The 25897-nt window shown below is 61.2% G+C and carries 20 protein-coding genes; 10 read left to right on the forward strand and 10 right to left on the reverse strand.

The window, feature by feature from the left end; genetic code table 11:
• Positions 1-99 precede the first annotated feature (99 nt).
• Positions 100-597 (reverse strand): metal-dependent hydrolase, encoded by a 498-nt coding sequence (locus BLV25_RS06790; RefSeq protein ID WP_092731660.1) that lies wholly within the window; start codon positions 595-597, stop codon positions 100-102.
• 170 nt (positions 598-767) lie between these two features.
• On the opposite strand from BLV25_RS06790, the gene BLV25_RS06795 reads away from it, so the two are divergent.
• Both BLV25_RS06795 and BLV25_RS06800 read left to right on the forward strand, forming a co-directional pair.
• A complete protein-coding gene (locus tag BLV25_RS06795; protein WP_092731663.1) occupies positions 768-2381 on the forward strand; it encodes an HTTM domain-containing protein in 1614 nt (537 codons plus the stop codon).
• 94 nt (positions 2382-2475) lie between these two features.
• On the forward strand, positions 2476-3792 hold the full coding sequence (locus BLV25_RS06800) for an MFS transporter (protein WP_092731846.1): 1317 nt from the start codon (positions 2476-2478) through the stop codon (positions 3790-3792).
• Positions 3793-4132: 340 nt separating this feature from the next.
• Here BLV25_RS06800 and BLV25_RS06805 read toward each other — a convergent pair whose 3' ends face one another.
• The gene (locus tag BLV25_RS06805) at positions 4133-4975 is read right to left on the reverse strand and encodes an SDR family NAD(P)-dependent oxidoreductase (RefSeq protein WP_092731666.1); all 843 of its coding nucleotides are present in this window, start codon (positions 4973-4975) and stop codon (positions 4133-4135) included.
• Between the two features lie 204 nt (positions 4976-5179).
• Between BLV25_RS06805 and BLV25_RS06810 the strand changes: the two genes are divergently transcribed.
• Positions 5180-5572: a PaaI family thioesterase gene (locus BLV25_RS06810; protein WP_092731669.1), complete on the forward strand. Its 393-nt coding sequence runs from the start codon at positions 5180-5182 to the stop codon at positions 5570-5572.
• 68 nt (positions 5573-5640) lie between these two features.
• Here the strand turns inward: BLV25_RS06810 and BLV25_RS06815 are convergent, their stop codons facing one another.
• From BLV25_RS06815 to BLV25_RS06825, 3 genes are all read right to left on the reverse strand, one after another.
• The gene (locus BLV25_RS06815; protein ID WP_092731672.1) at positions 5641-6396 is read right to left on the reverse strand and encodes an IclR family transcriptional regulator; all 756 of its coding nucleotides are present in this window, start codon (positions 6394-6396) and stop codon (positions 5641-5643) included.
• Between the two features lie 559 nt (positions 6397-6955).
• A complete protein-coding gene (locus tag BLV25_RS06820) occupies positions 6956-8311 on the reverse strand; it encodes a phenylacetate--CoA ligase family protein (protein ID WP_092731675.1) in 1356 nt (451 codons plus the stop codon).
• Between the two features lie 66 nt (positions 8312-8377).
• Positions 8378-9133 (reverse strand): enoyl-CoA hydratase/isomerase family protein, encoded by a 756-nt coding sequence (locus BLV25_RS06825; RefSeq protein ID WP_092731677.1) that lies wholly within the window; start codon positions 9131-9133, stop codon positions 8378-8380.
• Between the two features lie 139 nt (positions 9134-9272).
• On the opposite strand from BLV25_RS06825, the gene BLV25_RS06830 reads away from it, so the two are divergent.
• The 5 genes from BLV25_RS06830 (at position 9273) to BLV25_RS06850 (ending at position 15189) form a co-directional block, all read left to right on the forward strand.
• The gene (locus BLV25_RS06830) at positions 9273-10517 is read left to right on the forward strand and encodes a substrate-binding domain-containing protein (protein WP_092731680.1); all 1245 of its coding nucleotides are present in this window, start codon (positions 9273-9275) and stop codon (positions 10515-10517) included.
• Between the two features lie 11 nt (positions 10518-10528).
• Positions 10529-12484: an ABC transporter permease gene (locus BLV25_RS06835; protein WP_092731683.1), complete on the forward strand. Its 1956-nt coding sequence runs from the start codon at positions 10529-10531 to the stop codon at positions 12482-12484.
• Positions 12474-13247 (forward strand): ABC transporter ATP-binding protein, encoded by a 774-nt coding sequence (locus tag BLV25_RS06840; protein WP_092731686.1) that lies wholly within the window; start codon positions 12474-12476, stop codon positions 13245-13247. Before BLV25_RS06835 ends, BLV25_RS06840 begins: the two co-directional genes overlap by 11 nt.
• A 2-nt stretch (positions 13248-13249) precedes the next feature.
• Positions 13250-13981: an ABC transporter ATP-binding protein gene (locus tag BLV25_RS06845; protein ID WP_092731689.1), complete on the forward strand. Its 732-nt coding sequence runs from the start codon at positions 13250-13252 to the stop codon at positions 13979-13981.
• Positions 13982-14331: 350 nt separating this feature from the next.
• The gene (locus BLV25_RS06850) at positions 14332-15189 is read left to right on the forward strand and encodes a phosphotransferase (protein ID WP_021073937.1); all 858 of its coding nucleotides are present in this window, start codon (positions 14332-14334) and stop codon (positions 15187-15189) included.
• A gap of 92 nt (positions 15190-15281) precedes the next feature.
• Here BLV25_RS06850 and BLV25_RS06855 read toward each other — a convergent pair whose 3' ends face one another.
• Both BLV25_RS06855 and BLV25_RS06860 read right to left on the reverse strand, forming a co-directional pair.
• Complete coding sequence (locus tag BLV25_RS06855; protein ID WP_256335667.1) at positions 15282-17654, reverse strand: helicase HerA domain-containing protein; 2373 nt, start codon at positions 17652-17654, stop codon at positions 15282-15284.
• Between the two features lie 103 nt (positions 17655-17757).
• Complete coding sequence (locus BLV25_RS06860; RefSeq protein ID WP_092731692.1) at positions 17758-19290, reverse strand: DNA polymerase Y family protein; 1533 nt, start codon at positions 19288-19290, stop codon at positions 17758-17760.
• 774 nt (positions 19291-20064) lie between these two features.
• Between BLV25_RS06860 and BLV25_RS06865 the strand changes: the two genes are divergently transcribed.
• Together BLV25_RS06865 and BLV25_RS06870 are read left to right on the forward strand one after the other, a co-directional pair.
• Complete coding sequence (locus BLV25_RS06865; RefSeq protein ID WP_021073941.1) at positions 20065-21201, forward strand: amidohydrolase family protein; 1137 nt, start codon at positions 20065-20067, stop codon at positions 21199-21201.
• Positions 21201-21713, forward strand: a complete 513-nt coding sequence (locus BLV25_RS06870; protein ID WP_021073942.1) for a Rieske (2Fe-2S) protein — start codon at positions 21201-21203, stop codon at positions 21711-21713. Before BLV25_RS06865 ends, BLV25_RS06870 begins: the two co-directional genes overlap by 1 nt.
• A 596-nt stretch (positions 21714-22309) precedes the next feature.
• On the opposite strand, the gene lrpA1 is transcribed toward BLV25_RS06870, so the two are convergent.
• The 3 genes from lrpA1 to BLV25_RS06885 all read right to left on the reverse strand — a co-directional run bounded on the left by lrpA1 (position 22310) and on the right by BLV25_RS06885 (position 25738).
• Positions 22310-22738 carry an HTH-type transcriptional regulator LrpA1 gene (gene lrpA1, locus BLV25_RS06875; protein WP_021073943.1) on the reverse strand — a complete coding sequence of 143 codons (429 nt, stop codon included), beginning with the start codon at positions 22736-22738 and terminating at the stop codon, positions 22310-22312.
• Positions 22739-22904: 166 nt separating this feature from the next.
• Positions 22905-23843 carry a thiamine pyrophosphate-dependent enzyme gene (locus tag BLV25_RS06880; RefSeq protein ID WP_092731695.1) on the reverse strand — a complete coding sequence of 313 codons (939 nt, stop codon included), beginning with the start codon at positions 23841-23843 and terminating at the stop codon, positions 22905-22907.
• A gap of 2 nt (positions 23844-23845) precedes the next feature.
• A complete protein-coding gene (locus tag BLV25_RS06885) occupies positions 23846-25738 on the reverse strand; it encodes a 2-oxoacid:acceptor oxidoreductase subunit alpha (protein WP_021073945.1) in 1893 nt (630 codons plus the stop codon).
• Positions 25739-25897: the final 159 nt, after the last annotated feature.

Here is a 25897-nt window from a genome sequence, read left to right on the forward strand (position 1 = left end):
GGTCGATTCGACGCCGCGGTTGATAAGTGATCGGGAGCCGAGACGGGCGTCGCGACGAGGGCTCAGCAGGGGAGCGGGATCATTCGTGGCTGCCGGGACTCACCAGCCGACCAACCGACCGACGAGCGCGAAGGCGCCGACCGCGACGGCCAGTCCGCCGACGAACAGCCCGTAGTTCGCCATCGTGTTGTCCGCCCGCCACAGGGACAGCGAGTAGGTCCGCCGTGAGATCGGCCAGAACAGCGGGACGCCCGCCGGCGTCAACGCGTCCGCGAGCAGGTGTGCGCCGACCGTCGCGACGCCGAGAACGAGGCCGAAGGCGCCGAGCCCGACGGCGGCCGTCACGCCGAGTTCGCTCGCCGCGAGCGATCCCGCCGCGCCGAAGCCGACCCCGACGAGCGCCGCGAACGCCAGGCTGTGGGTCGGCCCGCGGTGGGGCACGACCGGCAGGCGATGGTCCACGTCGGGCAGCATCGTGAACCACATCATCACGGCGCCCGCGAACACGGCGAGCGCGTCGGCGCCGACCGCGATCAGCCCCGCGCCGAAGGGGGCATAGACCGCGATCGACGCTCCGAGGTGACCGATCCGGTACACGACCGGGCATCCGCGTTCGGCACGTATGAACCGTCGGGTTTCGGTCGACGCCGGAGTTCCGATCGCATCGAGTTTCGAAGCGCATCGGATCTCGACGAACGCCGGGGTCGGCCGACCGGACGCCGCTCCACAAAACCTATTCGTGCGACAGCAGTAGTCCGGCTCGATAGATGTCCGACCGCCCGTCACGGCGCCGAATCGCGGACGCGGTGGGGCGACCTGCGGGCGCGATTCGGCGGTCCGTGGGCACGCTGTGGCGGAGCGCACGCGACCGCGCCGCGATCGACCGTCGCGCGCTTGCCGCCTTCCGGATCGGGCTCGGCGTCGTAATCTTGGTCGACCTCCTGCTCCGAAGCCGTCACCTGCGAGCCTTATATACCGACTCGGGCGTGTTGACCACGGACGCGCTGGCGAGCGCATATCCGCCGCTGGCCGGCGTCTCGCTCCACGCCGTCGCCGATTCGGTCGCGGGGCCCGCGGGCGTCGCCGCCCTGTTCGTCCTCGCCGGCGTCGCCGCGCTCGCGCTCGCCGTGGGGTACCACAGCCGGCTCGCCGCGGCCGTCTCGCTCGCGTTCGCGCTCTCGTTACAGGCGCGCAACCCGTTCGTCCTCAACTCCGGCGATCTGCTGTTGTGGCAGCTGTGTCTGTTCGCCACGCTGCTTCCGATCGGATCGCGGTGGTCGGTCGACGCGGTTCGACCGTCCGCGCGGTCCGACCGACCGCCGTCCAACCGACCACCGTCCGACCGAACGTCCACCGACCGGGCGTCCGCCGACCGAATGCCGACCGGACGGACCGACGTACAGGTCGCGTCGGTCGCGACCGCGGCCCTCCTCGTGCACGTCGCGCTCGTCTACGTCACGAACGCGGTCTTCAAGCTCCGCGGCGACCGCTGGATCGCGGGCGACGGCGCCGCGATCGCCTTCAGCATGGACCAGTTCACGGTGCTGCTGGGTCCGTGGGTCGCGGGGTCGCCGACGCTCCTGTGGGTCCTGAACTACGCGTGGCTCGGGTTGCTCGTCGCCTCGCCGTTGCTCGTTCTCGCGACCGGACGGGTCCGGACCGCGGTGGCGGCTGGGATCATCGGGGGCCACGCCGGAATGGTCATCACGATGGCGATCGCGGTCTTTCCGCTGGTGTCGCTCGTCTCGCTGCTCCCGTTCCTCGGCTCCGGCGTCTGGGACCGTATCGAGGACGCCACCGCGGCCGTTCGCGGCCGGTTCGCGGCCGCGGTTGGCGGTGCGTCCGACGACGGCAGCCGGGTCGCAAGCGGTCGTCTCGACCGTCCCCGGATCGGACGCGGCCTTCGGGCCGGCGCTCGGGCGTTCGCGGCCGCGTTGCTCGTCGGGACGCTCGTCTGGAACGCGGCCGTGCTCGGATACGTGGAGACGGGGGCGGGCGATGCCGGGATCGATCCGGCCGAGTACGGCTGGAAGATGTTCGCCCCGGATCCTTCCGGAACCGACCGCTGGTTCGTGATCGACGCCGAGCTGGCGAGCGGCGAGCACGTCGACGGCCTGGACCGCGGGTCCGTCACCCGCGAGCCGCCCCCGGACGTCGACGCGACGTATCCCTCCGCACGCTGGCGCAAGTATCTGATCGCGATCACGGTCGCCGACGATCCCGCCGTGTCGCGCTCCACCGCGGACTACGTCTGTCGGACGGTTGCCGACCGGACCGGACAGCGCGTCGACTCCGTCGAGATAACCTACCTCGAGCGTTCGACGTGGCCCGAGCCGAGCGCGGAGGTCGGGACGAACCGGCTCGTGACGCACGACTGTTGAGGACGCCGGTCGACGCGACGACGGGAAACGGACGAAGCGACCGTCGATGATGCCGGTCGAAACGACTTAGTCGGTGACGGGCGACTCCCCGGGAGTGACCGAACGGTGGCTTCTCGCCTGGGGGACCGGCTACGCGGCGGTGGGTGCGGCGTCGCTGTTGATCCCCCTGTACGCGATCGAGCTCGGCGCGGGAGCGTTTCTCGTCGGAGCGATGGCCTCGACGGCCGCCTTCGCGGGCGTTCCGGGGGCGATCCTGTGGGGCCGTCTGGCGGCGCGGACGCGTCGGCGGCGGCCGTTCGTCCTCGTCGCGCTCGCGTCGGTCGCGGGTGTGTTGGGGGTCATCCCGCTGTTGGGGTCCCCGTGGACGCTGCTCGTGGCCAACGCCGCCCTCTGGTTCGTCGTCTCGGCGGCCGCGCCCGTGCTCAACCTGATCGTCGTCGAGGGGGCCCCCGCCGCCGACTGGGACGTCCGGATCGGCCGACTCAACGCCGTGCAGGGGTACGGCTGGGTGGCGGGCCTCGTTCTCGGGACCGTCTGGACCGCCACCGTGGCGCGGATGCTTCCGGCCGCGACGGCACAGGAGCTGCTGTTCCTCGTGCTCGCCGCCACGAGCGCGGCGGCGACGCTCGCCGCGGTGCGGTGGTACCCGGAGCGTCCCACGACGAGCCCCGAGCGGTTCGCCCGCGTCTTTCACCGGCTGAACCGGACGGACTGGGGCGCGGGGCGATACCTCCGCGCGACGCCGTACGGAACCACCCGGCTCTACTGGGGGATCCGGGAGTGGGTCGACGCCCGACGACGCGGGCGGCAACCCGGCGGATCCTTCGACGCGCCGCTGCGGCGGTACCTGCTCGCTGTCGCGCTGTTCTCGGTCGGGTTCGCCGTCTTCTGGGGCCCGATGCCGGTCTATCTGACCGAATCGGGCGCCTCGACGGGGACCGTCTTCGTGTTGTTCCTGCTCGCGAACGCCGGCAGCGCGGTCTGTTACTCGCCGGTCGGCCGGATCGTGGGTCAGCGCGGCCCCTACGCGTTGCAGGCCGTCGCGCTCGGCGGTCGTGCCCTGCTGTTTCCCGGGATCGCGGTCGTCGGGATCGCGGCGCCCGCGGTCGCGCCCTACGCCAACGCGGTCGGGTTCACGCTGATCGGCGTGACGTGGGCGCTGATCGCGGTGACCGCGACCGGGATCGTCACGCGGTTGGCCGCGGAGCCGGTTCGCGGCTACGCGCTCGGCGCCTACACCGCGATCGCGGGCATCGGAACCGGCCTCGGGAGCGTCCTGGGCGGCGGCGTCGCCGAGGTGGCCGGGTATCCTGCGACGTTCGCCGGCGCGGGGCTCGTCGTGCTGGCGGCGCTCGGGCTGTTCCGACGGTCGGTCAGCCTGGATGGGGGAGGCTCGGACGCCGCGGCGTAGAGGAGAGAACTGAAAATAATAAATTTGATACTATCTGGAAATATTTTATAAATATATAATATCAAAATCTAGTTATTAACATAGTCTATGGTATATGTGTATTTTGAGTTCATAAATATGATGATGAGAAATATGCTTCTTCCAATTCACCGTTCTATATTAGATTAAAGGTGTGAATTACATAAATACAAGTAATACTGGTTTACTGATCGAAATATATTCGACTTGTGTTTGGATGTTGTCGATCTACGAATCTAGTTATTAAATTCGAATTATACTACTCGATGTATAGGATATATTTATTATGTATTTATGGTATTGTTGAAAATTTATATATAATCTATATCTGATTATTCGTCCGGTATCTGTTCGATTTATCCCCGAATATCTGTTCACGACGTTCGTATAGTTCGTCGGTGTTCCATCCGCCCGAACTGAATCCAACCCGTTCCACTTCTGGATTGGATAGGATTCCTACGCTATCTCCTGCAGCACGGACCGTACACCCGGTCATATCAGATGCTTCCGCGTTGGCGAGGAAGGCAGCTACTGGGGCAACCTTTTCCGGGGGATATTCGTCCGAATCCAAAATATTCTCAGTCATTTTTGTATATGCGATCGGGAGCAAAGCGTTGACGTGGATGTCGAACTTCTCAAGCTCGGTTGCAGCAGTTCGCATCAATCCGAGAACACCGGCTTTGGCGGCCGAATAGTTGGCTTGACCGACGTTTCCGAGTGCCGATGGGCTGGTCACACAGACGAACGAACGAGGATCGCTTCGCTCTTCGGCGGTTTCGCTCCATAATCTCGCAGCACTTCGAAGCAGTCCGAAATGTCCCCGCAAATGAACGGAGATCACGTCTTCCCAGTCGGATGCCGTCATCTCGGTCAAATAGGCGTCTCGAAGTAATCCGGCATAATTGATGACGCCATCGAGTCGTCCATACGTGTCAACAACTGTATTTATTAGCTCATCCGTATATTCTAGGTTGCTCACATCTCCAAGATGAATCGTTGCGGTGCCGCCAGCTTCTTCGACGGATTCCGCAATGGCTGCGGCGTTTTCCTCCTGGGTTGGTAGATCGTTTACGACGACGGTGTGACCGTTTCGGCCCAGTTCTTTACTAGTTGCTTTACCCAGTCCGCCGGACCCGCCAGTAACGATGAACGTCCGATCAGTCATTGTCTCATACCTAATACGGCAGAGATAGGATCTATGTGTCTCACGGCAGGCAAGATACAATTATAGTATATAATTTTAACGGTGATACGACCGGATCCGAGTGCAGCATACGTTCGTGTGTCAAAATGCGGAATCCCTACAAAGAGTTGCAGCAAGTACCACGGTAACAAATAGTTATATACCTATTTCATATCGAGTAGCCGTATGGCAAACGGCTCCGATCATTCGGCCGAGGATGCGTTTTGTGAAACACTCGGGATAGTCTTCGAAGAGGTTTCCGAAGGATCAGCGGTTGCTACAATGACGATAACGGATGAACATCTCAATTTTGGCGGAGTCCTCCACGGTGGCGCCGCTTTCTCGCTCGCGGACGCAGCTGCTGGGGCAGCAATGCAATCAGTACTTGAGGAAGATATCAGCACAGCGCTTGAAGCCAACATATCGTTCCTCTCGGCGGTTGATCCCGGTGAAGAGGTCGTCGCAAAGGCTGAGGTAACCCACAAAAGTCGAAAGACCGGTGAAGTGACCGTGTCTCTCGAAACGGAGGAGGGGGAACCAGTGGGATCGTATCGGGCACGAGCCTATCGGATTACATAATCTCGCCACGGTTCGGAGAAGGACTCGTGTACGACACGCCTACGAGGTTCCAGAAATGATGATCCGCACTATCTATGTCGATAGTTCAACAGCGTTTCCTCTGCAGCCTCTTTCAGAAGCCGAAGGATTCGATCCTGATTATCTTCATCCTGCATTTTTGAGGTAAGTGTGGCTACTGAAACGGTGCCCAGAAATTCTCCTTCCGCGGAGATCGGTCGCGCAGCGGTTCCCACGCCAAGTGCTTGTTCGTCCCAAGTTATGGCGTAGCCCTGCTCACGAATTCGGTCTAGTTCAGTCGCTAACTCCTTCGGATTCGTCGTCGTTTTTTCCGTTCTGGCTTCCAACTCCTGAGACACGATCGTCGAATCGCGTTGCTCCGGATCCATATTCGCCAATACGACTCTCCCTGCCGCGTGTGTATGAAGCGGTAGCCGGAGACCGGAATAGGTCCGTAAATCTAGTGAAGCGACGTCACCTTCCCTGTGAAGAACGATCCACTCACCGGATTCTTCAATTCCGAGAAACGCGGGCTCCTCGAGCTTGGATGCCAATCGTCGAAGTGGCTCTTGCCCGACTTTGAAGAGCGTTTGTCGATATTTCAATCGACTACCCAAACCCAATACCTTGTAGCTTGGTCGGTAGACGCCGTCGTCATTTCGTGCATATCCGCCCTCGGTCAATGTCGCGAGGTATTTATATGCAGTTGGACGAGCAATGTCCAATCGTTCAGCTAATTTGGATGGACCGATCTCACCCTCGGATTCGAGTATCTCTAAAACCTCCAACGCCGTCAGGACCGTCGTGAGTTGGTTTGAGGTGGTCATACCTGGATGTTATGCCCAAGGGACAAATGCGTTTATGAATATGTAACGAAGACGGAGAGAGATTCAAATCGTCGATCTGAGGTAACAGTTATTGAGGCTACTAGATGTCACGCCCGTCAATGACATACGTAATTAGATCACAAGGTGTGGCGTTTTCCTGGTCCCGAATTCGTTAGTATATTAGAAACGGACGGAGACGTCAAGCACCCTTAAATTACAGACATACTATTGTAATCAATCACTAGCTCGTTGGAGGTGGATCTCTGAAGACTGTTATATTAATCATCAGGAACCGCATTTGCAATTACTCTGGGACATATATTTCCATATAATAAACGGATTTCCGACCCCGAGACACAAGTCACACACAGTACCGTTTACCACCGGTTTCGCCTGAACGTACACCCAACCCTGACCGAGTTCATTCATCACTGAACGGTTTTATCGAACCGACAAGTAACGACGATGTGGCTCGGTAGAACGAGTGAAACAGCCCCGCATAATGCGTGGAAATCACCTAGAGACAACGCCCGCGAATGGAATAGCGAGGACTGGCGCCTCAGTTGTCGTTCTCAACGCGTATCAGATCCGTCTTGTAAACCGATAGATCGACGTCTTCCCTCGAAACCATCGACGGAGCAACTCGGACTTTGAGTCGCTCGCGAACCAACGAAGCGAATTCCTCCGAAATCTCTTCGTCCGTTCGATCCGTGTTCTCCTCGCGAACGACTTCGACGGGAATAGGATCGGTAAAGTGCACCTTGTCCTCTTCGGGCAGTATTATCTTCATCCGGGAACTCGCCCCCTCAACGTCGGCGAGTACCTCACGAATTCCTGCAGGATAGACGTTTTGCGCCTTGTATATCAACATATCGTCAGCTCGTCCAATGACCTGGATCTTCGGGGAGGTACGACCACACGAACACTCGTTTGCGCCAGTGATTCGTGCGTAATCACCTGACCGGAAGCGTAACAGCGGCGTCGCCTCTCGGTTCAGTGGCGTGTAGACGAGCTCACCCTCCGCACCGGGTTCCATCTCGATGTGCTCCTCAGTCTCAGGATCGATGAGTTCCACATAGACGTATTCCTGACACACGAGATGCATTCCGTCCTCCTCCTCACACTCGCCGGACAAGGCTGCGGCGACGTCGCCGATCCCCATCACCTCTGCGGCGCGTTCGGCACCATATTCCTCGTGCAATTGCTGTCTGATCTCCGGATTCGCCATTCCGGGTTCCCCGCCCCCGATGAGTTTGTCCAGAGCCATCTCTTCGACCTCCTTCCCGACCGTTTCGGGAGCTCGATCGATGAGATACTGGTGGTAGGATGCAGTCCCGAATAACCCATCCGCGTCCAACTTTTCGGTCGTTTTCAGAATCCGTTCGGTGCTTCCGTCGCCGGCTGGAACGGCCGTTGCGCCGGTTCGTTCTATTCCTTGGATGTACGGAAGCCCTCCGGGAACCATCGTTCGACCGATCGCGTGGACGAATACATCGTCCGGTCTCACACCGGCTGCATAGACTGAGCGGGCACACATTTCGATCCACGCGTCAAGGTCGCTGTCAGTTAGTCCGAAAAAGGTCGGCTCGCCGGTTGTCCCGGATGAGGACATCACTCGATTGATCTCATCTCGATCGGCAGCTTGGTGAGCTCCGAGCGGCTGATCACGTGTCGACGTCGTCTGGTTTTCCCGTTCGTCGTCCTTAACGGTGAACGGGATCTGCCTGAAGTCTTCAACGGTCTCAATGGAATCGGGATCAATGCCCCATTCATTGAACCGTTCTTGATAGAAATCCGAGTTTTCAGCGAGGTAGTTCACCTGTTCGATCAGTAAATCCTCCTGTAGTTCCTGAACGTCACTCCACGGACGAGTCTCGATCTCAGAAAAAACGTTATCGTTGTATGGTGTTGACATTGCTCGCAGTGTATGCCGTGAACTGATTATACTTAAATATATCTATTGCTGTGACTCAGTCTGGTTTTAGAATTCCGGCTCTCGGTCTTCAAAGAACGCCTCCCGGCCTTCCTTGAAATCCTCGTCCGAAGCGAGACACCTCGCGAGTTCGAGGTCCCACTTCGCGGACGAGATCGGATCGGGATATGCTTCGTTCAATGATTTCGTAATTGCTGAGACTGCAGCCGGTGATTGGGATGCAACCGATTCCGCGAGTTTCATCGTTTCCGCGGAGAAATCCTCCTCGACTGATTCTACAATGAGGCCCCACTCTTCGGCTTCAGCCGCACTAAACGAGCGGCCTGTTAACAATAGTTCCCTCGCACGGGAGATCCCGACCGATTGGGCAAGGAAGCGAACCGCGCCGGCCGGTGGGATGATTCCGCGTGACGCCTCCGGTAGCGCGAAGGTCGTTCCCGCCGCAGCGATGCGGAGATCACAACCGAGCGCGATCTCCAGACCGCCACCGACCGCGATCTCTTCCATAGCTGCTATGTATGGCGTCCCGGATTGATGGATCTCGATGATGGCGTCGATGGACACGTTTACTGCTTGGATAAACGTTTCCGGGTCTTGGGAGAGATCACCGCCGGCACAATACATTCCGTCTGATCCTTTGATGATTGCCGCCCGATATCCTCCCGTTTCCACGTGCTCGACTGCCTCTGCAAAGTCTTTTGACGTTTCCAAATCGATCGCATTCACCTCGGATGAACTGTCCAGGGTTATCTGTGCGATCTCCCCGGACTCCTCAACAGTAACGGACCCGTTGGCACACTCCATACAGTGCGAGGTGATCTAGCATCATATAATTCTTGTCCTTAATATTAGAGCCTCCGGTCCACTTGAGACGGATGTCTGATACATAATATACCTATCAGTAAACTATTTATTGTAGTAGTTTAACCAGGATGCTAGACGTATGTCACACGATAAGAGTTACCCATCGGACCGAAGTAATCGACGAACGTTTTTGAAGACGCTCGGAGCTGGAGGAATCGCGCTTACTGCTGGGTTGGCAGGTTGTACTGGGGGTAGTGGGGAAGGAACTACGCTCCAATTCGGAATTATGAATCCGATGGAGGGACCATACTCCGGGCTCGGGTCGAATCAACGCGAAGGGTACGAGTTGGGTATCCAGAAAATCAACGAGAGCGACGAATTTGATTTCACCATCGATGCCACCTTCGAGAACACGAAATCGGAAGTCTCGACGGCTAGGCAAAAGGCACAAAAGCTCGTTCAGCAGGACGACAAGGATTACCTCTCCGGATGTGTCTCAAGCGCAGCGAGCTTAGCGATCAACTCCTTCGCGCAGGAACAGGAGATTCTCTGGGTTCCCGGTGGAGGGGCGATTCAGATCACCGGCAGCGGTTGTAACGAATGGAGTTTTCGAGCAGAAACCCACTCTGGTCAGATCGCACGGGCGTTCGGCCCCTGGATCCCGAAGAATATCGGCACCCAGGGCTGGATTCATTATGCGGACTACTCCTACGGTAAGGACATTAATACCTCGTTCACTGAGCAGATGCAAGCCTCCGACGCCAGTGTAAACATCGTGGGGCGGTCAACCTCGCAGCTCGGTGCGACGAACTTCTCGTCCTACATCAGCCAGATCGAAAATTCGGAAGCGGAGTTCGTCGTCCTTGGTCTCGCCGGAGGTGATCTGATCACCTTCGTCAAGCAAGCGGTCGATGCTGGTCTCAAGGAGACCGTGACGATCACCAGTCCGACGATGTGTATGCAGGCTATCCGGAATGCGCTCGGTGAGGCAGCGAACGGAACTTATGGCGGCGTCCGCTACGACCCAAAGATCGACACACCTGCCAACCAGGACTTCGTCGAGAGATACCAGGAGGAATACGACGGCAATCCCGATGCCTTCGCTCGTGCCGGATTCGACGCGATATGGATGACGGCACAGGGTATCCAGGAAGCTGACGATACAGGTCCAGCAACGGTTAAGGATTCGCTCCCCGGTCAAGAAGTATCCTCGGTGTTCGGTTCCAATACCTACCGCGAATGTAATAATCAAGCTACTAATCCCGTCTGGGTCGGGAGGAACGTACCAAGTGACCAGGGAGGATCGAGTAGCGTCGAACTTCTCTCTCAAAAGAGCGGACAGGAAGCAGTCGCACCGTGCAGTGAGGTCAATTGTAGCCTCTAATAACACAGAAAATGTCGCTTCTATTTGAGCAGTTATTGAATGGACTGACGATCGGGGTCGTCTACGTTCTCATAGCTGCCGGACTGTCGGTCATCTTCGGCGTAATGGACGTCATCAACTTCTCCCATGGTGAACTCTTCGCGCTGGGGGCATACTTCGCCATCTCGCTGGCAGCCCCGTTCGGCGGTCCGGGATTCTGGCTAGCACTCGTGGTTGCCCCGCTACTCGTCGGGATTATCGGAGCTGCCATCGAACGGTTCACTATTCGGCCCCTTTATGGACGGAATCCGCTCTATCAGATCCTCCTCACCTTCGGACTCGTCCTCGTCATTGCTGATATAATCGTGTTACTCTGGGGCCGTCAACAACAGCAGTTTTCGGGACCTCCATCATTGGCGGGCTCCATCCAAATATTCGGATTCAGTTATTCCCTTTATAACCTCTTCATCATCACTTTCGGCCTCGCACTTGCGGGGGCAATTTGGTACGGTCTGAATAACACGCGTGTTGGTTTGGTCATTCGAGCGGGAGCTCAGGACCGAGAGATGGTCCAAAACCTGGGGATCGAAATAGATCGGTACTATACGCTCGTTTTCGGTGTTGGTTCAGCGATCGCCGCGGCCGGTGGTGTCGTATTAGGAGGGTACCAATCCGTATCCCCCGCAATGGGCCACTCCGTTATTATTCCAGCCTTCGTGATCGTCGTTCTTGGAGGACTTGGTAGTTTCCGAGGCGCAGTTGCAGGTGGGCTGCTGGTTGGGGTTATTCAAACCCTCACGCGCTCATACGTTCCTCTATTGGAAGGATTGGTCGTTTTCTTGCTGATGATCGCTGTTCTCCTGGTCAAGCCCTCCGGTTTGTTTGGGGATCCAGAATGGCAAGAAGCCGGAGGGGAGCATACGACGTTATCCACCGGTAGCGGTGGTATCTTGTCGAAGTCACAACGACTGCGTGTCGGCGCCACCGTAGTCGGCGCATTGCTCGTGATTCCACTTGGAACGAACGTGTTGTACTCACCGTACATCGTTTCGATAACGAGTGATATCCTGATTTGGGCTCTGTTTGCTCTCAGTCTCGATTTGGTATTGGGGTACGCTGGCCTGGTTTCACTCGGGCATGCAATGTTCTATGGGCTCGGGGCATACACGACGATGCTTACGATGATACATCTCACGCCATCCGTGCTAGTCGCTCTTGTACTCGCGATCATCGTAGCCGCGATAATTGCTTGGGTCGTCGGTTACCTCTCGATTCGCGTGTCAGGAATTTACTTCGCGATGATCACGCTCGCGTTCGCCCAGGTGTTCTACAACTTAGTCTACAAGTTCGAGTGGACCGGCAGTAGCCAGGGGCTCTATGGAGCGACCCCGATGTATGGTATTGCGGGCATCGGCGTCGCGGTTGGAGATCTCTCACTGTCGGCGGGGCCGATCAGCATTAGCAGCGCGGAAGTGTTCTATTATCTTCTCGTCGTGATCGCAGTCTGCTCCTTCCTCCTCGTCCGTCGTATTATGGTAGCACCGTTCGGAAGCGTATTGAAATCCATTCGGGAAAGCCAGAAACGATCGCGGTTCGTCGGGTACAACGTTACTGCTCACAAACGCAATGCGTTCGTTCTTAGCGGAGGACTTGCTGGACTCGCTGGAGGACTATATGCGATCTCCAACGGCTTCGTCTCACCGGACGTCCTCCATTGGCTTCGATCAGGTGAACTCGTCGTGATGGCCGTTTTGGGCGGCATCGGCACGCTATATGGACCGATGCTTGGAGCTGGCGTATTCATCTTCTTTGAAGACCTGTTATCCACGTATATCGAGCAATGGCGGATGGTCCTTGGAACAATATTCATTCTATTTGTCATCTATATCCCTCGAGGGATAGTATCGATTGGCCCGTATCTGAGGGATAGAGGAATCATCGACATTACTGAGCAAAAATTCGAAAGGAGTGAGATCGATGACGACTGAAAGGGAGACAAACATAGCCCTCGAAACTCAAGGACTCACACGTCAGTTCGGCCAATTAGTCGCCGTTGATGAGGTTGATCTCACCGTTGAAAAGGACAGCTTCCACTGTATTATCGGACCGAACGGTGCAGGCAAGACGACGCTATTCAATCTGCTCTCGGGAGCACTCAGTCCGACAAGCGGATCGATCATTTTGAACGGACGAGATATAACCAATACGACCCCGGAACAGCGAGTCCATTACGGACTTGGCAGATCGTTCCAGATATCTGATGTATTCACAAATCTCACGGTTAAAGAGAACATTCGGCTAGGAATTCAATCACGACAGTATCGAGATCTCGGAGTCGTCGATAAACTGTTCAGTCCAACAGCTACGTTTGAAGACATAGAACGTCGGACCGCCGAAGTGCTCGAACAAACGGATCTAATGGAATACGCCGATACGGAAGCATCCGCCCTATCGTACGGAAATAAACGTCGACTGGAGATCAGCATCGTGCTCGCAACCGACCCGGAGGTCGTGCTCTTGGACGAACCAACAGCAGGGATGAGTAGAGAAAATACGATGGCGACGATCGAGATGCTACAAGGTATACTAGCCGATAAGACGCTTGTACTCGTTGAACACGACATCGACCTCGTTATGGAATTGGCCGATAGGATCACCGTCCTGCACAACGGGGCCACACTTGCCGTCGGAAGCCCCGACGAAATCGCCGATAGCGAGGAAGTGAATCGAGTGTATCTCGGGGAACCCTGACAATGGGATCAAGCAACTCCCATACCCACCTCCTGGAGTTGGATGACGTCCGCTCGGGATATGGCGAAACGGAGGTTCTGAACGGAATCTCTATGACGGTAGACGAGGGTGAAGTCGTTGCGCTCATTGGGCGAAATGGAGCCGGGAAAACGACCACCCTTCGTACAATTATGGGCCACTTAGTACCGACTACAGGTACTATCAATTATCGTGGTAGTGATATATCACAGAGGGACGTCGCCAAAACGGCACAGCAAGGAATCACCCTTGTCCCGGAGGATCGCCAGATATTCCCCGGTCTTTCGATCCGGGAGAACGCTAAGATCTCGGAAGTAGGAACAACACACAACGAAGGCTGGGACGTTGATGACGCCCTTTCGCTGTTTGCGAATTTGGAAGGGAAGGAGAACCGACCGGGAAGTGCATTGAGCGGTGGTGAGCAGCAAATGTTAGCGATCGCGAGAGCACTCGTCTCCGGTCCGGAATTATTGGTGTTGGACGAACCAACTGAGGGGTTAGCACCCAAGATCGTCGACGAGGTCGCTGGAATCATCGCCGATCTCAAATCACGGGGGCTGACGATCCTGCTCGTCGAACAGAACGTTGAAACTGCCATTGAGCTGGCGGATAGAGTGTACGTCCTTGATCGGGGTGAGATCGTGTTTGAAGGAACCACGGAGGAGTTCACCGCGGATGAGAACATCAAGGAGAGTTACTTAGGAATATCCGAGTAATACTGCAGAGAGATTTAAAAACCTCGAGGCTCGTTGGCCTTTTTTATCGATCAGCTGCGAACCGGCATTCTACGCCGTTATGCAGTACCGATGAATCATATCTGGAGTATTTATCAATTATACTAATGGTATTTTAAATTTATAATTGTGGTGTGTATTAACCTCAACCAGCATCATTCAGATAAAAGTCACCTCTTCACCACACCGTCCCACTCGACGTAGTCGGTACACTGCTGAGGTGAATGATTGTATGATGAGCGACTCGAATCACTTCCACTCATTCTTCAATCTGGCCCGGATAGTGGCTGAGAGGGCGTGCCGTTTATCCGCGTCCCCGCCGTGGGTCGCGTATGGAGTTGCAGCGACTCGTTCGGGGGCGGATCGGCTGGCCCGAGATCGAACGAGTCGCCGCTGAGCTCGCCGACCGATACGACCGCGAGACGGTGCACGTCCGCTTTCTCGACGCGGACAACTGGCTGTCGACCCCGATGGTGCTCGACGACGACCGCTTCGTGAAGGTGATCACGAGACAGAACACGCTGGTCCACGCCCTGTTCACGACCGGGCGCAACCTCGGGGCGTTCTCCTCGGGAACCGAGGGCTTCTTCGAGCGGTTCGAGACGCCCTACGAGATGGCTCGCCACGAGCTCGAGGCGACCCGGAGGCTCCGTGACCTCGGCGTCAACGCGCCCGAGCCGATCGAGGCGCTCGAGATCGACGGGCTCGGCGTGCTCGTCCTGGAGTACCTCCCGGAGTTCCGGTCGCTCGACGAGCTGGATACGGACCGCGAGCGCGAGCTCGCCCCCGCGCTCTTCGAGACGCTGCGGACGATCCACGACGCGGGGCTCGCCCACGGCGACCTCCGGGCCGAGAACGTGTTGATACTCGACGGCGAGATCTACGTCATCGACGCGACGAACGTCGCCGACGACGCCAGGGACGACGCCCGCGCGTACGACCTCGCGAGCGCGCTCGCCTCGCTGGAGCCGCTCATCGGTCCGCGGGAGACGATCGCGGCCGCGTTGACCGCTTACACCACTGCGGAGCTGCTCGACGCCCGCCGGTTCCTGGATTTCGTCGCGATGCGTCCGGATCACGACTTCGACGCGACCGGGCTCAAGGGAGAACTCGAGAAGCGCGCGACTCGGTCACGAAGGACCGGAAGCGGGGGATCCACCCCGCCCGATGAGGAACCGGCCGATGGGTGATCCGGAGTCGGGTGACGCCGGACTCGGTGCCTCGGCATCGTGGCGTCGGTCGTCGTCCGGGGAACTTCGACCCTCGAAACCGGAGGCGCCGACTACTCCTCCGGGTCCACGATCTCGGCGTCGTCCGCGGCCGGGTCGAAGTCATCGGACTCGTCCGCCGCGTCATCGCCCGCCGCGCCGTCGCCCTCGGACGGTTCGGCGTCGTCCGGGTCGGAGAGGACCTCGGCGTCCTCCTCGAGTCCCGCGCCGGCGGCCTCGCTCTCGTCGACGTCCGCGTCGCCGTCTGTAGTCGCGTGTGCGTCGACCGGCTCGTCCGCGCCGGCTGCCACCTCGGCGGTTTCGTCCGCGTCGCCGTTCGCTCCCGAATCGGCCGCGATCGACCTGGCGGTCTCGCTCAACCCCGGCGTGGCGATCGAGGTGGCGACCTCCTCGGAGTCCGGCTCGTCGGCATCCGGAGCGTCGACGGCGTTCGTCGTGGGCGATTCCGACTCGAGTTCCGCGTCGATCCGGGACGCCTCGATCCGGGACGCGGCGGCCGCGTCGGCCTCCTCCGGGACGGGGGTCGATATCGGGCCGTCCGTGGCCTCGGAACCGCGTTCTGCGGGCGGGACGAAGGCGTCCTCGACGGCGGCGACCATCCCGGCGACCGCGTCCTCCTCGAGGCGGTCGGCGTACGCCTCCCGGACGAGCCAGGGGATCCCGTACTCGTAGCGGCTGCCGTCCACGTGACGAACGAGTCCCGACCGGCGAAGGGGGCGATGCCGTGCGTAGGCGTGTTCGGTGTCCCCGTCGCCGCCGGCCGCGATGTGGGCGGTGACCGGGTCGCTCGTCCCTTCACGGCGGTAGTGACACAGCATCGCCGTCGAGATCTCCGACAGCGCGTCGACGCGGTCGCGGAGGTTCTCGACCACCGCCTCCCGTGTTCCCAGATCGATCGCCTCGTCGAACCGGAGCGCGCTCTCCGCGACGTCGGCGGCGGCGATCGGGTCGAGGTCGTCGATTCCGGGGACGTCGCCATCGGCGGCGTCGGCGGTGGCGTCGTCGAGCACGTCCGCGAGGTCGCCGTCGCCCGCCACCGCTTCCGGCTCCTCGATCCACTCGATCGAGTCGACGACGTCGTCGTCCGCCGTCGTCGCGGCCGCGGGCTCGGTCGCGGTGTTACCCGGGTCGTCATCGGCCTCCATCCCGTCTTCGCCGTCCACGTTCCGTCCGTCGCCTTCGCCGTCCACGTTCCGTCCGCCGTCTCCGCCGTCCCCGTCACTCCGTTCCTCGGCACCCGGCCGGCGCTCGTGATCCTCGAGGGTCGACTGGTCCTCGCGGTCGGCGTTCGCGTCCGTGGTTCCGCCGTTTTCGTCCGCGCCTCCGTCGGCAGCACGATCCCGGCCGGCCCCGCCCCGATATGAGGCCTCGGAGCGTCGAAGGAGCGCCTGCGAGAACCGGTCGGCCATCCGGGAGAGGTCCCGCGCCTCCTCGAGCTCCTGCTCGAGCTGGTTGATGCGCGCGCGCTTCTTCTCGAGCTCCTGTCTGAGGTCGGCCAGCTCGGACTCCCGCTGCGCCTGCTCGTCCGAGATGGTCTCGAGCTCCGAGACGAGGTCCCCGGAGACCGACTTCAGCTCCGGCCGCTCGAAGTCCTCGAGACCGGGGGTCGCGCCGGCGTCGAAGGTTTGCTTGCGGTGGAACTGGATGCGCCGGATCGACTCGTCCCAGTCGCTCATCAGGAACGCCTCGCCGTCGCCCATGTCCTCGATCGCGTCGGCGTACTCGGATCCGAGGATCCGGCTCACGACGTTGGTGTCGTTGTCCCAGGTGAGCCGGTGCCAGACGAGCCAGTCGCACTGGGTGATGAAGTCCTTCTTGACGTCCGCGGGACGCTGGCTGATGCCGACGATCCCCAGCCCGTGTTTGCGCCCGCGCTTGCCGACCTTGATCAGCATCTTGCCGGTCTCGTCCATCCCGCCGCCCTCGGGGATGTACTCGTGACACTCCTCGATCACCAGCAGGAAGGGCCGCTTGAGCTTCTTCTCCTTCGCGAAGAGGTGCTTGACGACGTTGAGGATGAGCTCGGAGGCGACCGACTCCTCGAGGTAGCCCGAGACGTCGAGGATGATCGGGACGTTCTGGTCGAGCGCGAGCGTGGCGATCTTCTCGGCGTGCTCCGGCGAGACGACGATGTCGCACTCGTCGTCGGCCCCGACGTGGAGGATCTCGTACTCCTCCTTGAGCCCGTAATACTCCCCGTCGCTGTCGACGATCAGCACGGGGTAGTTGTCCTCGAGCAGGTTCTCGATCAGCACCGAGGCGGTGTTCGACTTCCCGGACCCGCTTTTGCCCGTGATGAACGACCGCCCGGTCAGCACGTCGACCACGGGCAGCTCGACCGGATCGCCCGGCTCCGATTCCGCATCCCCCCCGACCCCGTCGCTCACGTCGGCGACGTGGATCGTCTCGGCGTTGTCCTCGCTCATTACCGTAACGACGCCCGCCGGTCCTCAAAGACCTTCGCCCGCGTCCGACGTCCGTCTGACACGATCCGTCGCCGGGTCGAGTCCGACGAACACGGACCCGTCGTCATTCGGCGTCGAACTCGCCGAGCGAGGCTTGTCCCTCGAGATCCCGTGGGGGGCCGACCTCGTTCCGCTCCTCTTTTCCCGCGGTCTCCTCGCCTCTCCCGGTCTCCTCTTTTCCCTCGGTCTCCTCGCCTCTTCCGGTCTCCTCGCCCCCGGAGTCGGTCGACGATCCGCGGTCGATCCAGTCGGTGATCGACTCGCCGTGAGGGCCGGCGGAGGCGTCGGCGACCGTGGCGTCGGCGCCGGCCGTTCCGGCACGCCGGCCCACGTTCGCCGATCGGTTCCTCGATCGCTCGTCGCCTTCGGACCCGCCATCGAACCCGGTCAGCGTCGACTGGTCGCTGTCGGCGAAATCGAGGTTGGAGACGCGGACGCCCAGCTTGCGGGCCCGGTCGTCGGCGAACTCCCCGAGGAGGTCCAGCGCCACGTCCTCGACCAGTTCCGGGTCGTCGACCGGGCCGGGAAGGCTCCGCGCGCGGGTGTTCACCTCATACGGCGGCGTGACCACCTTCACGCCGATGGTTCGATAGAGACACTCCCGCTCGCGGGCGCGGCGGGCGACGTCAGCCGCGAGCGCCGTCACGCGCTCGCGTTTCGTCGCCTCGTCGTCGGTCGGCGGGAGCGACGACTCCCGCGAGAGGCTCTTGGGGAGTCCGGTGGGCGTCACCTCGCGGTCGTCCTCCCCGCGGGCGCGGTCGTGGAGCTCGCGGCCGCGCTCGCCCAGCTCGGCCTCGAGATCGGCCGGGTCAGCATCGGCCAGGCCGCCCGCCGTTTCGATCCCCATCTCGGCCAGCGTTCGCGCCGTGACCGGCCCGACGCCGTGCACTGCCTCGGTCGGCAGCGGCGCGAGGAACGCCCGGACTCGGCCGGGCGGAACGACCACCAACCCCTGGGGCTTGTCGTGGTCGCTCGCGATCTTCGCGGCGGACATGTTGGGCGCGACGCCGACGCTGGCGGGCACGCCCGCCTCGCGCTCGATCCGGTCGCGGACGTATCTCGCGTAGCCCTCCGCGAGCGTCCGGCGTTCCGCCGGGCCGGCGGCTGCGCTGTCCGGGCTCCCGGTGGACTGGTCGGCCACGTCCCACGACGTCCGGTCCGTCACGTCCAGGTAGGCCTCGTCGATGCTCACCTCGCGGACGACGTCCGCGCAGTCGTGCAACACCGCCTTCACGTCCGCCGCGACCGACTTATAAAAGTCCAGGTCGACGGGGCGGTAGTGGGCGGTGTCCTCGGGATTCGGCGCGTCCGGGTCCGCGGCGTCGGCGTCGACGCGGCGCGGGAGGCGTTCGAGGGCCCGGGAGATGGGATCCGCGCTGTGCACCCCGAACTCGCGGGCCTCGTAGCTCGCGGTGGCGACCGCGCCGATCGTCTCGCCGGGCTCGTACCCCATTCCGACGACGACCGGTTCGCCGCGGAGGGCCGGGGCACGCAGGCGTTCACAGGACGCGTAAAAGCAGTCCATGTCGACGTGGAGGACCACCCGGTCGGCTCCCGTCATGGCGGGCTCGGTTCCCGGGAGCGTGTCCCCGTCCATCGACCGGCCGTTGGCGCGCGGGCGTCTTAAACGTCGGCCGGACGGAGGGCGGAAGTGAACGGCCTCGCCGCCAACGGGTGAGCGGACTGGTTCGGGATCCGGTTCGATACGAGCGCACGACTATAAATTGATATAAAAGAGACGGAAATAATATAGAAATAGGAATAAGTCCCGGACATATGAACTCCTGATTCGAGAATTCAGTTATATTGGGTCAAAATGCCGGTTTTGAGGGTTTCAGAAATCAGCCCGGTTTATAAATAAATTATTCAACATATATGATTAAGTATTTAAAATACTATTGATATAAATTCGTGGCGCCCGCGACGGAGATCGGCGCCGATCGATCTCACTATTAGAGAACGGAACTCACGATCCGTAAATTACAACCATATATGTGTCATTACGTCTCCGAAAACGGCCGTTGCTCCCCACACTCCGGCGAGCCATCGGCGGACTTCACGCCAGGAGAGCCGACACGGCCGATCGACGATCGCGTGTGATGCCCCCGTGTCGAACTACTTGTTCTCCATTAGATAACGACGGGTCGACGTACGGGGCCGAGCGAGACCCCGATCGGGACGACGGCGCACTCCGCTGGCGGCCGTTCGTCCTCGACCGTCGACCGCCATCGACCGCCGTCGACCAACATTGACCGACATCGACTGTCGACCGACCGACATCGACCGACATCGACCGACATCGACCGACATCGGAACGCGTGAGCGACGCTGGAACACAAATTTCATATATGATGATCGACGATGATGTCGTATGGCATCATCAGTCAAGCGACTGGACGCCGACGCGGAAGTCCCCGAGCAGGCGTTCGATGACCACATCATCGACATGGACTTCCACGTCAACCCGGTCGAGGACGAGCTGTTGGCCTACGTGGAGGACGACCGCGCCCTCGACAAGCTGACGACCGAGTTCGGCGCGACGCCGGTCGTCGGCAAGTGGGACGCCGCCTACGGCATCAAGGAGGGCCAGGAGGGGCTGTTCACCCAGGGGCGCGCGAAGTACGCCGCCGACGTCCGGGAGGCCTGCAAGAACATCGCGGTCGACGACCCGATCGTCAACCCGGGGATCAACAACCTCAACCTCCAGCACCATCCGGTGTTGAAGAACGCCGTCGCGCAGGCGGCCAACGACTACATGCTCGACAACTTCGTCGACGAGGGCATCTCCACGTCGATGATGGTCCCCAAGTGGGACCCCGAGTACGCCGTCGCGGAGATCGAGCGCGTCGCCGACGAGGACGGCATCGTCGCGGCCTACTCCTGGTTCGACCCGAAGGTTCCGTGGGGCAACGAGCAGTTCGATCCGGTCTTCGAGGCGCTGGTCGAACACGACCTGCCGCTGCTGTTGCACGGGTCGCTGGCCTACTGGCCCCAGCACTCCTACATCGGCGACGACATGTTGACCTGGACGGAGGTCCTCGGGTTCGACTGGCCGCTCCACACGATGGTCAACATCGTGAACATGATCATGCGGGGCGTCTTCGACAAGTATCCCGAGCTGGACGTCGTCTTCCAGGAGGGCGGCCACTGGTGGGTCCCGTTCCTCCGCTACCGGATGGACGAGTTCTACGAGATGCATCCCGACGACGTCAAGATCACGCCGCGGAAGATGGACTCCGGCGAGGAGTATCTCCAGCGCGCCCCCAGCGAGTACCTGCGTGACAACGTCTACGTCTGCACGCAGCCGTTCGCGCTCCCGCGGAACGCGGGCCACGCAAGCGACCTGCTGACGCTGTCGATGGCGGAGGACATGTTCATCTACTCCAGCGACTGGCCCCACCAGACGCTGGACCCGCCGACGTGGTTCTACACGTCGAACGCCTTCGACGACGATATCCGGGAGGCCGTGCTGCACGAAAACGCCGAGGAGATCCTGCGGGGGTACTGATGACGGCCGATTCACCGTCCGACGTCACGTGCGATCACGGTGGCTGCGGCGAGGCTGCAAGCGATATCAAGGCTGCAAGCGACGTCGAGGCCGAGACCGAAACAGCCGCCGACGGCGGGACCACCGTCACCGATCCCGACGACGAGGCGTTCGACCGCGAGGCGTTCACCAAGGTCGCGACCGTCGACGAGATCGCCGCCGGCGAGGGCGAGGGCTACACCGTGAAGGGCATCGAGATCGCGGTGTTCAACCTCGACGGCGAGTTCTACGCGATCAGCAACCGGTGTGCCCACCAGCGCGCGCCGCTGCACAAGGCCGGCGACCGGAAGATCAACGCCGAGGACACCTGGACCGAGAAGCGCGGCGGCGTCAACGTCGAGGACTGCACGGTCTCGTGTCCCTGGCACCTCTGGGAGTGGGACCTCGAGACCGGCGTCCACGAGGCCTCCGGCAAGCGCATCGGGACCTTCGACTGCGTCGTCGACGGCGAGGACGTCCTCGTCCGGATCTGAGAACGTCCCCGCCGCGTTCATTCATTGCGTTCATTCGCCGCGTTCATTCGTCGTGTTCATTCGCTGCGTTCATTCGTCGTGTTCATTCGCTGCGTTCATTCGTCGTGTTCATTCGCTGCGTTCATTCGTCGTGTTCATTCGCTGCGTTCATTCATTGCGTTCCGTTGCCGATTCGGTTCGGTCACGGCACGCTACCGGTCTCGTCGTCATTCCTCCTCGACTTTCGACCGCTCCCGGAGATCGTCCCGCCGTGCGGATCACGCGGAGTTCGGCCGCCGATCGCCGTCTCATACCGAAACGGTTGATTAAGGTATATATCTATGTAGTAGATAGTTCACGAACATAACTAACGGTTTGATGGACAGTGTCTGGATGATCGGCGGCGCGCATCGGTCCGGATCGTCCCGTTCCGATCCTGATCACCTGCTGCCAAACGCTTAGAACGCCATAAAAAGGTCATATAACGGGATATCGCGCGATCGATTACACCGTTCGGACGATCCATAAGCGTCGACCGTTCGACCGGCAGTCCGGAGACCTGTACGATTATTTATAAGTAAATATACCGAGTATATCCCGAATATATAAATAATTATTTACTTCAGTCGTTCCTGGAGGAACGAGGGGTGGGCCGCGGTGACGCCGTCGATCCCCAGCAGCTTCTCGGAGATGACGTCGCCGAGCTCGTCGCCGTCGCCGGCGCGAACCTCGGCCATCAACATGTGGTCGCCCGAGGAGGTGTACAGCGCCTCGACCTCGGGGAGGTCCTTGATCGCGCGTGTCGCCTCCACGTATCGGCCGCTGTCGACGTCCATCCCGACCAGCGCGATGGACTGGCCGGAGAGCTTCTTCGGGTCGACGTCGGCGGAGTAGCCGACGATGACGCCCTCCTCCTCCAGCTGCCGGATGTACTTGCGAACCGTCGGCTTCGAGACGTCCGCGCGGTCGGCGATCTCGGCGTAGGAGGCCTGCGCGTCCTCCTCCAACACGGAGAGGATGCGTTCCTCCGTCGACACGGTGCTCATACGCGTTTCTTTCGCGTCACGGGAAAAATACCTTGCGAACCGACAAAGAGTCTTTTCGCCCCCGGTGTGGATTCCGTCGTGGGCGGGCGTTCGGTCAGGCGTGGTCGAGCCTTCCGGATCGCGTCTCGAAACGCGACCGGCGGGGATCTGCTTTCGTGCCGTTCGACTACGCGTGCTTGTCGAGGAAGCGGTCGTAGGAACGCTCCCACTCGTAGTCGTCGTCCCAGTAGCGCTCCGCGAGCGGCTCCTCGGGCATCTCGCCGATCGCCTGCTTCTCCTGCTGGTAGGAGGGTCGCTCCTCGTCGACGTAGAAGCGGCCGGTGAGAACCTCGCCGTCGTAGAGCGCCTGCTCGGTCGTCCGCATCATCTCGGCGGCCTCGACGCGGTCGGTGACGTCGAACTCGTAGTCGTCGGACCCGTTGACGTCGATGTAGGGGACGTACTGGCGCGCGTCCTTGTTCCAGGTGGGACACTGGGTGAGGAAGTCGACGTGCGCGAAGCCGTCGTGCTCCATCGCCTCGACCAGGATGTCCTTGGCCTGGTTGGGGTTCACGGCGGCCGTCCGCGCCACGTAGGAGGCGCCCGCGTTGAGCGACAGCGAGAGCGGCTTTACCGGCTCCTTGGCGCTGCCGTGGGGCTGGGTCTTCGATTTGTGGCCCTTCGGACTCGTCGGGGAGGTCTGGCCCTTCGTGAGCCCGAAGATCTCGTTGTTGAACACGATGTAGGTCATGTCGTGGTTCTCACGGGCCGTGTGGGTGAAGTGGTTCCCGCCGATGCCGTAGCCGTCGCCGTCGCCGCCGGCCGCGATGACCTCGAGGCCGGGGTTGGCGAGCTTCGCCGCCCGCGCGACCGGCAGCGACCGGCCGTGGATGGTGTGGAACCCGTAGGAGTCGAGGTAGCTGTTCAGCTTGCCCGAACAGCCGATCCCGGTGCACAGCAGCGTCTCCTCCGGGGTGCGGCCGACCTCGGGCAGCGCCTGTTTGAGCGCCTTCAGGACGCCGAAGTCGCCACAGCCCGGACACCACGTCGGCTGGGGCTCGACGCCCGGCGTGTACTCGTCGCGGTCGATCTCCCGTTCCTCGCCGATGGCTGAGAATGCGCTCATGTCTAATCACCCGCCGCGGGTACGAAGGTGGTCGTGGAACTGTCCAGGCCGCTCCCCTCGACGACGATCGACTCGAACCCGTCGACGATCTCGGCGGGCTCGAAGGGGTTGCCGTTGTACTTCAACAGGCTCGAGAGCTTCTCGCCGTACCGGCCGAGGTTCTTCTGGACGAGCCCGCGGAACTGGCCGGAGGCGGTCATCTCGACGACGAGCACCGCGTCGACGCTCTCGATGAAGGCCTCGACCTCCGCGTTCGGGAACGGCAGCATGTCCGAGACGCCGAGCGCCTTCACGGAGTGGCCGTCCGCGTTCAGCACCTCGACCGCCTCGCGGACGGTCCCCTGCTGGCTGCCGAACGTGAGGATGCCGTACTCCGCCTCCTCGGGGCCCATATACGTCTGCGTTCCGGCGCCGTCGAGGCGCTCGCGGATCGCCGCGAGCTTCTCGAGCCGCCGGTCGATCTGCGCGGTCCGGTTGTCGGGGTCCTCGTTGATGTGGCCGCTCGGGCCGTGCTCGTTGCCGGTCGCGAGGTAGCGGCCGCCCTTCTGGCCGGGAACCGACCGCGGCGAGACGCCGTCGTCGGCCTCGTGCTGGAAGCGGTGGAACTTCCCGTCGGGCGTGTGCGGCTGCTCGGCCAGCTGGGCCTCCGAGAGCGTCTTTCCGAGGTCCGCGTTCGGCTCGCGGTCGAAGTGGCTCTTCGGAACGTTCAGCATCTCGCCGCCCAGCTTCTGGTCGTACAGCAGGATCGCCGGGATCTGGTACTCGTAGGCGATCTCGAAGGCGAGCCGGCTCTGCTCGTAGGCCTCCTCGATGGTTCCGGGCGCCAGCACGACGCGCTGGGAGTCGCCCTGTGAGGTGTAGAGGACGTGCTCGAGGTCGGACTGTTCGGGCTTCGTCGGCATCCCGGTCGAGGGACCGGCGCGCATCGCCTCCACGAGCACGACCGGCGTCTCGGTCATCTCCGCGAGCCCGAGCGGCTCGGACATCAGCGCGAAGCCGCCGCCGGAGGAGCCCGACATCGCCTTCACGCCGGCGTGGGAGGCCCCGACCGCCATCGCGGCCGCGGCGATCTCGTCCTCCACCTGCTCGGAGATCCCGCCCAGCTCGGGCAGGTTGTTCGTCATGATCGTGAACACCTCGGTCCACGGGGTCATCGGGTAGCCCGCGATGAACCGGCAGCCCTCGTCGATCGCGCCGTAGGAGATGGCGTCCGACCCCGACAGCAGCACCTGTTGTTCCTCGTGCTCGCCGGTCGGCACCGTGACGTCGTGGGCGTCCGCGTCGTACTCCTCGAGGACCGACTCGTAGGCGGTCTCGAGGATCTCCAGGTTCGGCTCGAGGATCTTCTCCGGCATCGCGTCGCTCATCAGGTCCTCGACGTGCCCGAGGTCCATCCCGATCAGCGCACACGTCGCGCCGACGCCGGCGGTGTTGCGCATCACCTCCCGTCCCTGCTCGCGGGCGAGCCCGCGGAGGTCGAGCGGGTAGACGTGCCAGTCGTTCGCCTCGACGCGCTCATCGAAGTCCGGAATGTCGCTCGGGTCGAGCAGCCCCTCGTCGTAGACGATGACGCCGCCCTCGCGGAGCTCGTCCAGGTTCTCCGAGAGCGGCTTGATCTCCTCGTTGCCGTAGACGGCCTCCTCCTGGGGGTTCCGGGCGAAGGAGTCGCCAAGCGCCAGCAGGAAGTTGTAGCCGTCGCCGCGGGAGGTCACCGGGTCCGCGGCCGCCCGGATCTCCGTGTACGTGTGACCGCCGCGGATCCGCGACGGATAATGCCGATGCGTGAACACGTGCAGCCCCGATCGCATCAGGGCCTTCGCGAAGTTCTGGCTCGTCGAGGCGATCCCGTCGCCGGATCCCCCGGAGATTCGCCAGATGAGTTCGTTGTCAGTCATAATTGGTCGAGCCCGCCGTGGGCACGTGTTCGAACCTTACGAGGGGCACCTATTATGGCTTGCTATGGATTCACAATGAACGATCCTTGCAGATCCTTAGTTTATAAGTAATATTGATTATATTCGGCGACGAACCCGGACTACCGCCCGTCGCGGATC

It is taken from the genome of Halopenitus persicus (genome assembly GCF_900107205.1).
GTDB classification, from domain to species: domain Archaea; phylum Halobacteriota; class Halobacteria; order Halobacteriales; family Haloferacaceae; genus Halopenitus; species Halopenitus persicus.

Bases quoted from the DNA above. Each gene is read 5' to 3' on its own strand.
- BLV25_RS06825 (WP_092731677.1), bottom strand. From the start codon at position 9,133: ATGGAGTGTGCCAACGGGTCCGTTACTGTTGAGGAGTCCGGGGAGATC.
- BLV25_RS06880 (WP_092731695.1), bottom strand. From the start codon at position 23,843: ATGAGCGCATTCTCAGCCATCGGCGAGGAACGGGAGATCGACCGCGAC.
- BLV25_RS06885 (WP_021073945.1), bottom strand. From the start codon at position 25,738: ATGACTGACAACGAACTCATCTGGCGAATCTCCGGGGGATCCGGCGAC.
- BLV25_RS06840 (WP_092731686.1), top strand. From the start codon at position 12,474: ATGACGACTGAAAGGGAGACAAACATAGCCCTCGAAACTCAAGGACTC.
- BLV25_RS06835 (WP_092731683.1), top strand. From the start codon at position 10,529: ATGTCGCTTCTATTTGAGCAGTTATTGAATGGACTGACGATCGGGGTC.
- BLV25_RS06810 (WP_092731669.1), top strand. From the start codon at position 5,180: ATGGCAAACGGCTCCGATCATTCGGCCGAGGATGCGTTTTGTGAAACA.
- lrpA1 (WP_021073943.1), bottom strand. From the start codon at position 22,738: ATGAGCACCGTGTCGACGGAGGAACGCATCCTCTCCGTGTTGGAGGAG.
- BLV25_RS06815 (WP_092731672.1), bottom strand. From the start codon at position 6,396: ATGACCACCTCAAACCAACTCACGACGGTCCTGACGGCGTTGGAGGTT.
- BLV25_RS06845 (WP_092731689.1), top strand. From the start codon at position 13,250: ATGGGATCAAGCAACTCCCATACCCACCTCCTGGAGTTGGATGACGTC.
- BLV25_RS06850 (WP_021073937.1), top strand. From the start codon at position 14,332: ATGGAGTTGCAGCGACTCGTTCGGGGGCGGATCGGCTGGCCCGAGATC.
- BLV25_RS06820 (WP_092731675.1), bottom strand. From the start codon at position 8,311: ATGTCAACACCATACAACGATAACGTTTTTTCTGAGATCGAGACTCGT.
- BLV25_RS06805 (WP_092731666.1), bottom strand. From the start codon at position 4,975: ATGACTGATCGGACGTTCATCGTTACTGGCGGGTCCGGCGGACTGGGT.
- BLV25_RS06830 (WP_092731680.1), top strand. From the start codon at position 9,273: ATGTCACACGATAAGAGTTACCCATCGGACCGAAGTAATCGACGAACG.
- BLV25_RS06795 (WP_092731663.1), top strand. From the start codon at position 768: ATGTCCGACCGCCCGTCACGGCGCCGAATCGCGGACGCGGTGGGGCGA.
- BLV25_RS06865 (WP_021073941.1), top strand. From the start codon at position 20,065: ATGGCATCATCAGTCAAGCGACTGGACGCCGACGCGGAAGTCCCCGAG.
- BLV25_RS06870 (WP_021073942.1), top strand. From the start codon at position 21,201: ATGACGGCCGATTCACCGTCCGACGTCACGTGCGATCACGGTGGCTGC.
- BLV25_RS06860 (WP_092731692.1), bottom strand. From the start codon at position 19,290: ATGGACGGGGACACGCTCCCGGGAACCGAGCCCGCCATGACGGGAGCC.
- BLV25_RS06855 (WP_256335667.1), bottom strand. From the start codon at position 17,654: ATGAGCGAGGACAACGCCGAGACGATCCACGTCGCCGACGTGAGCGAC.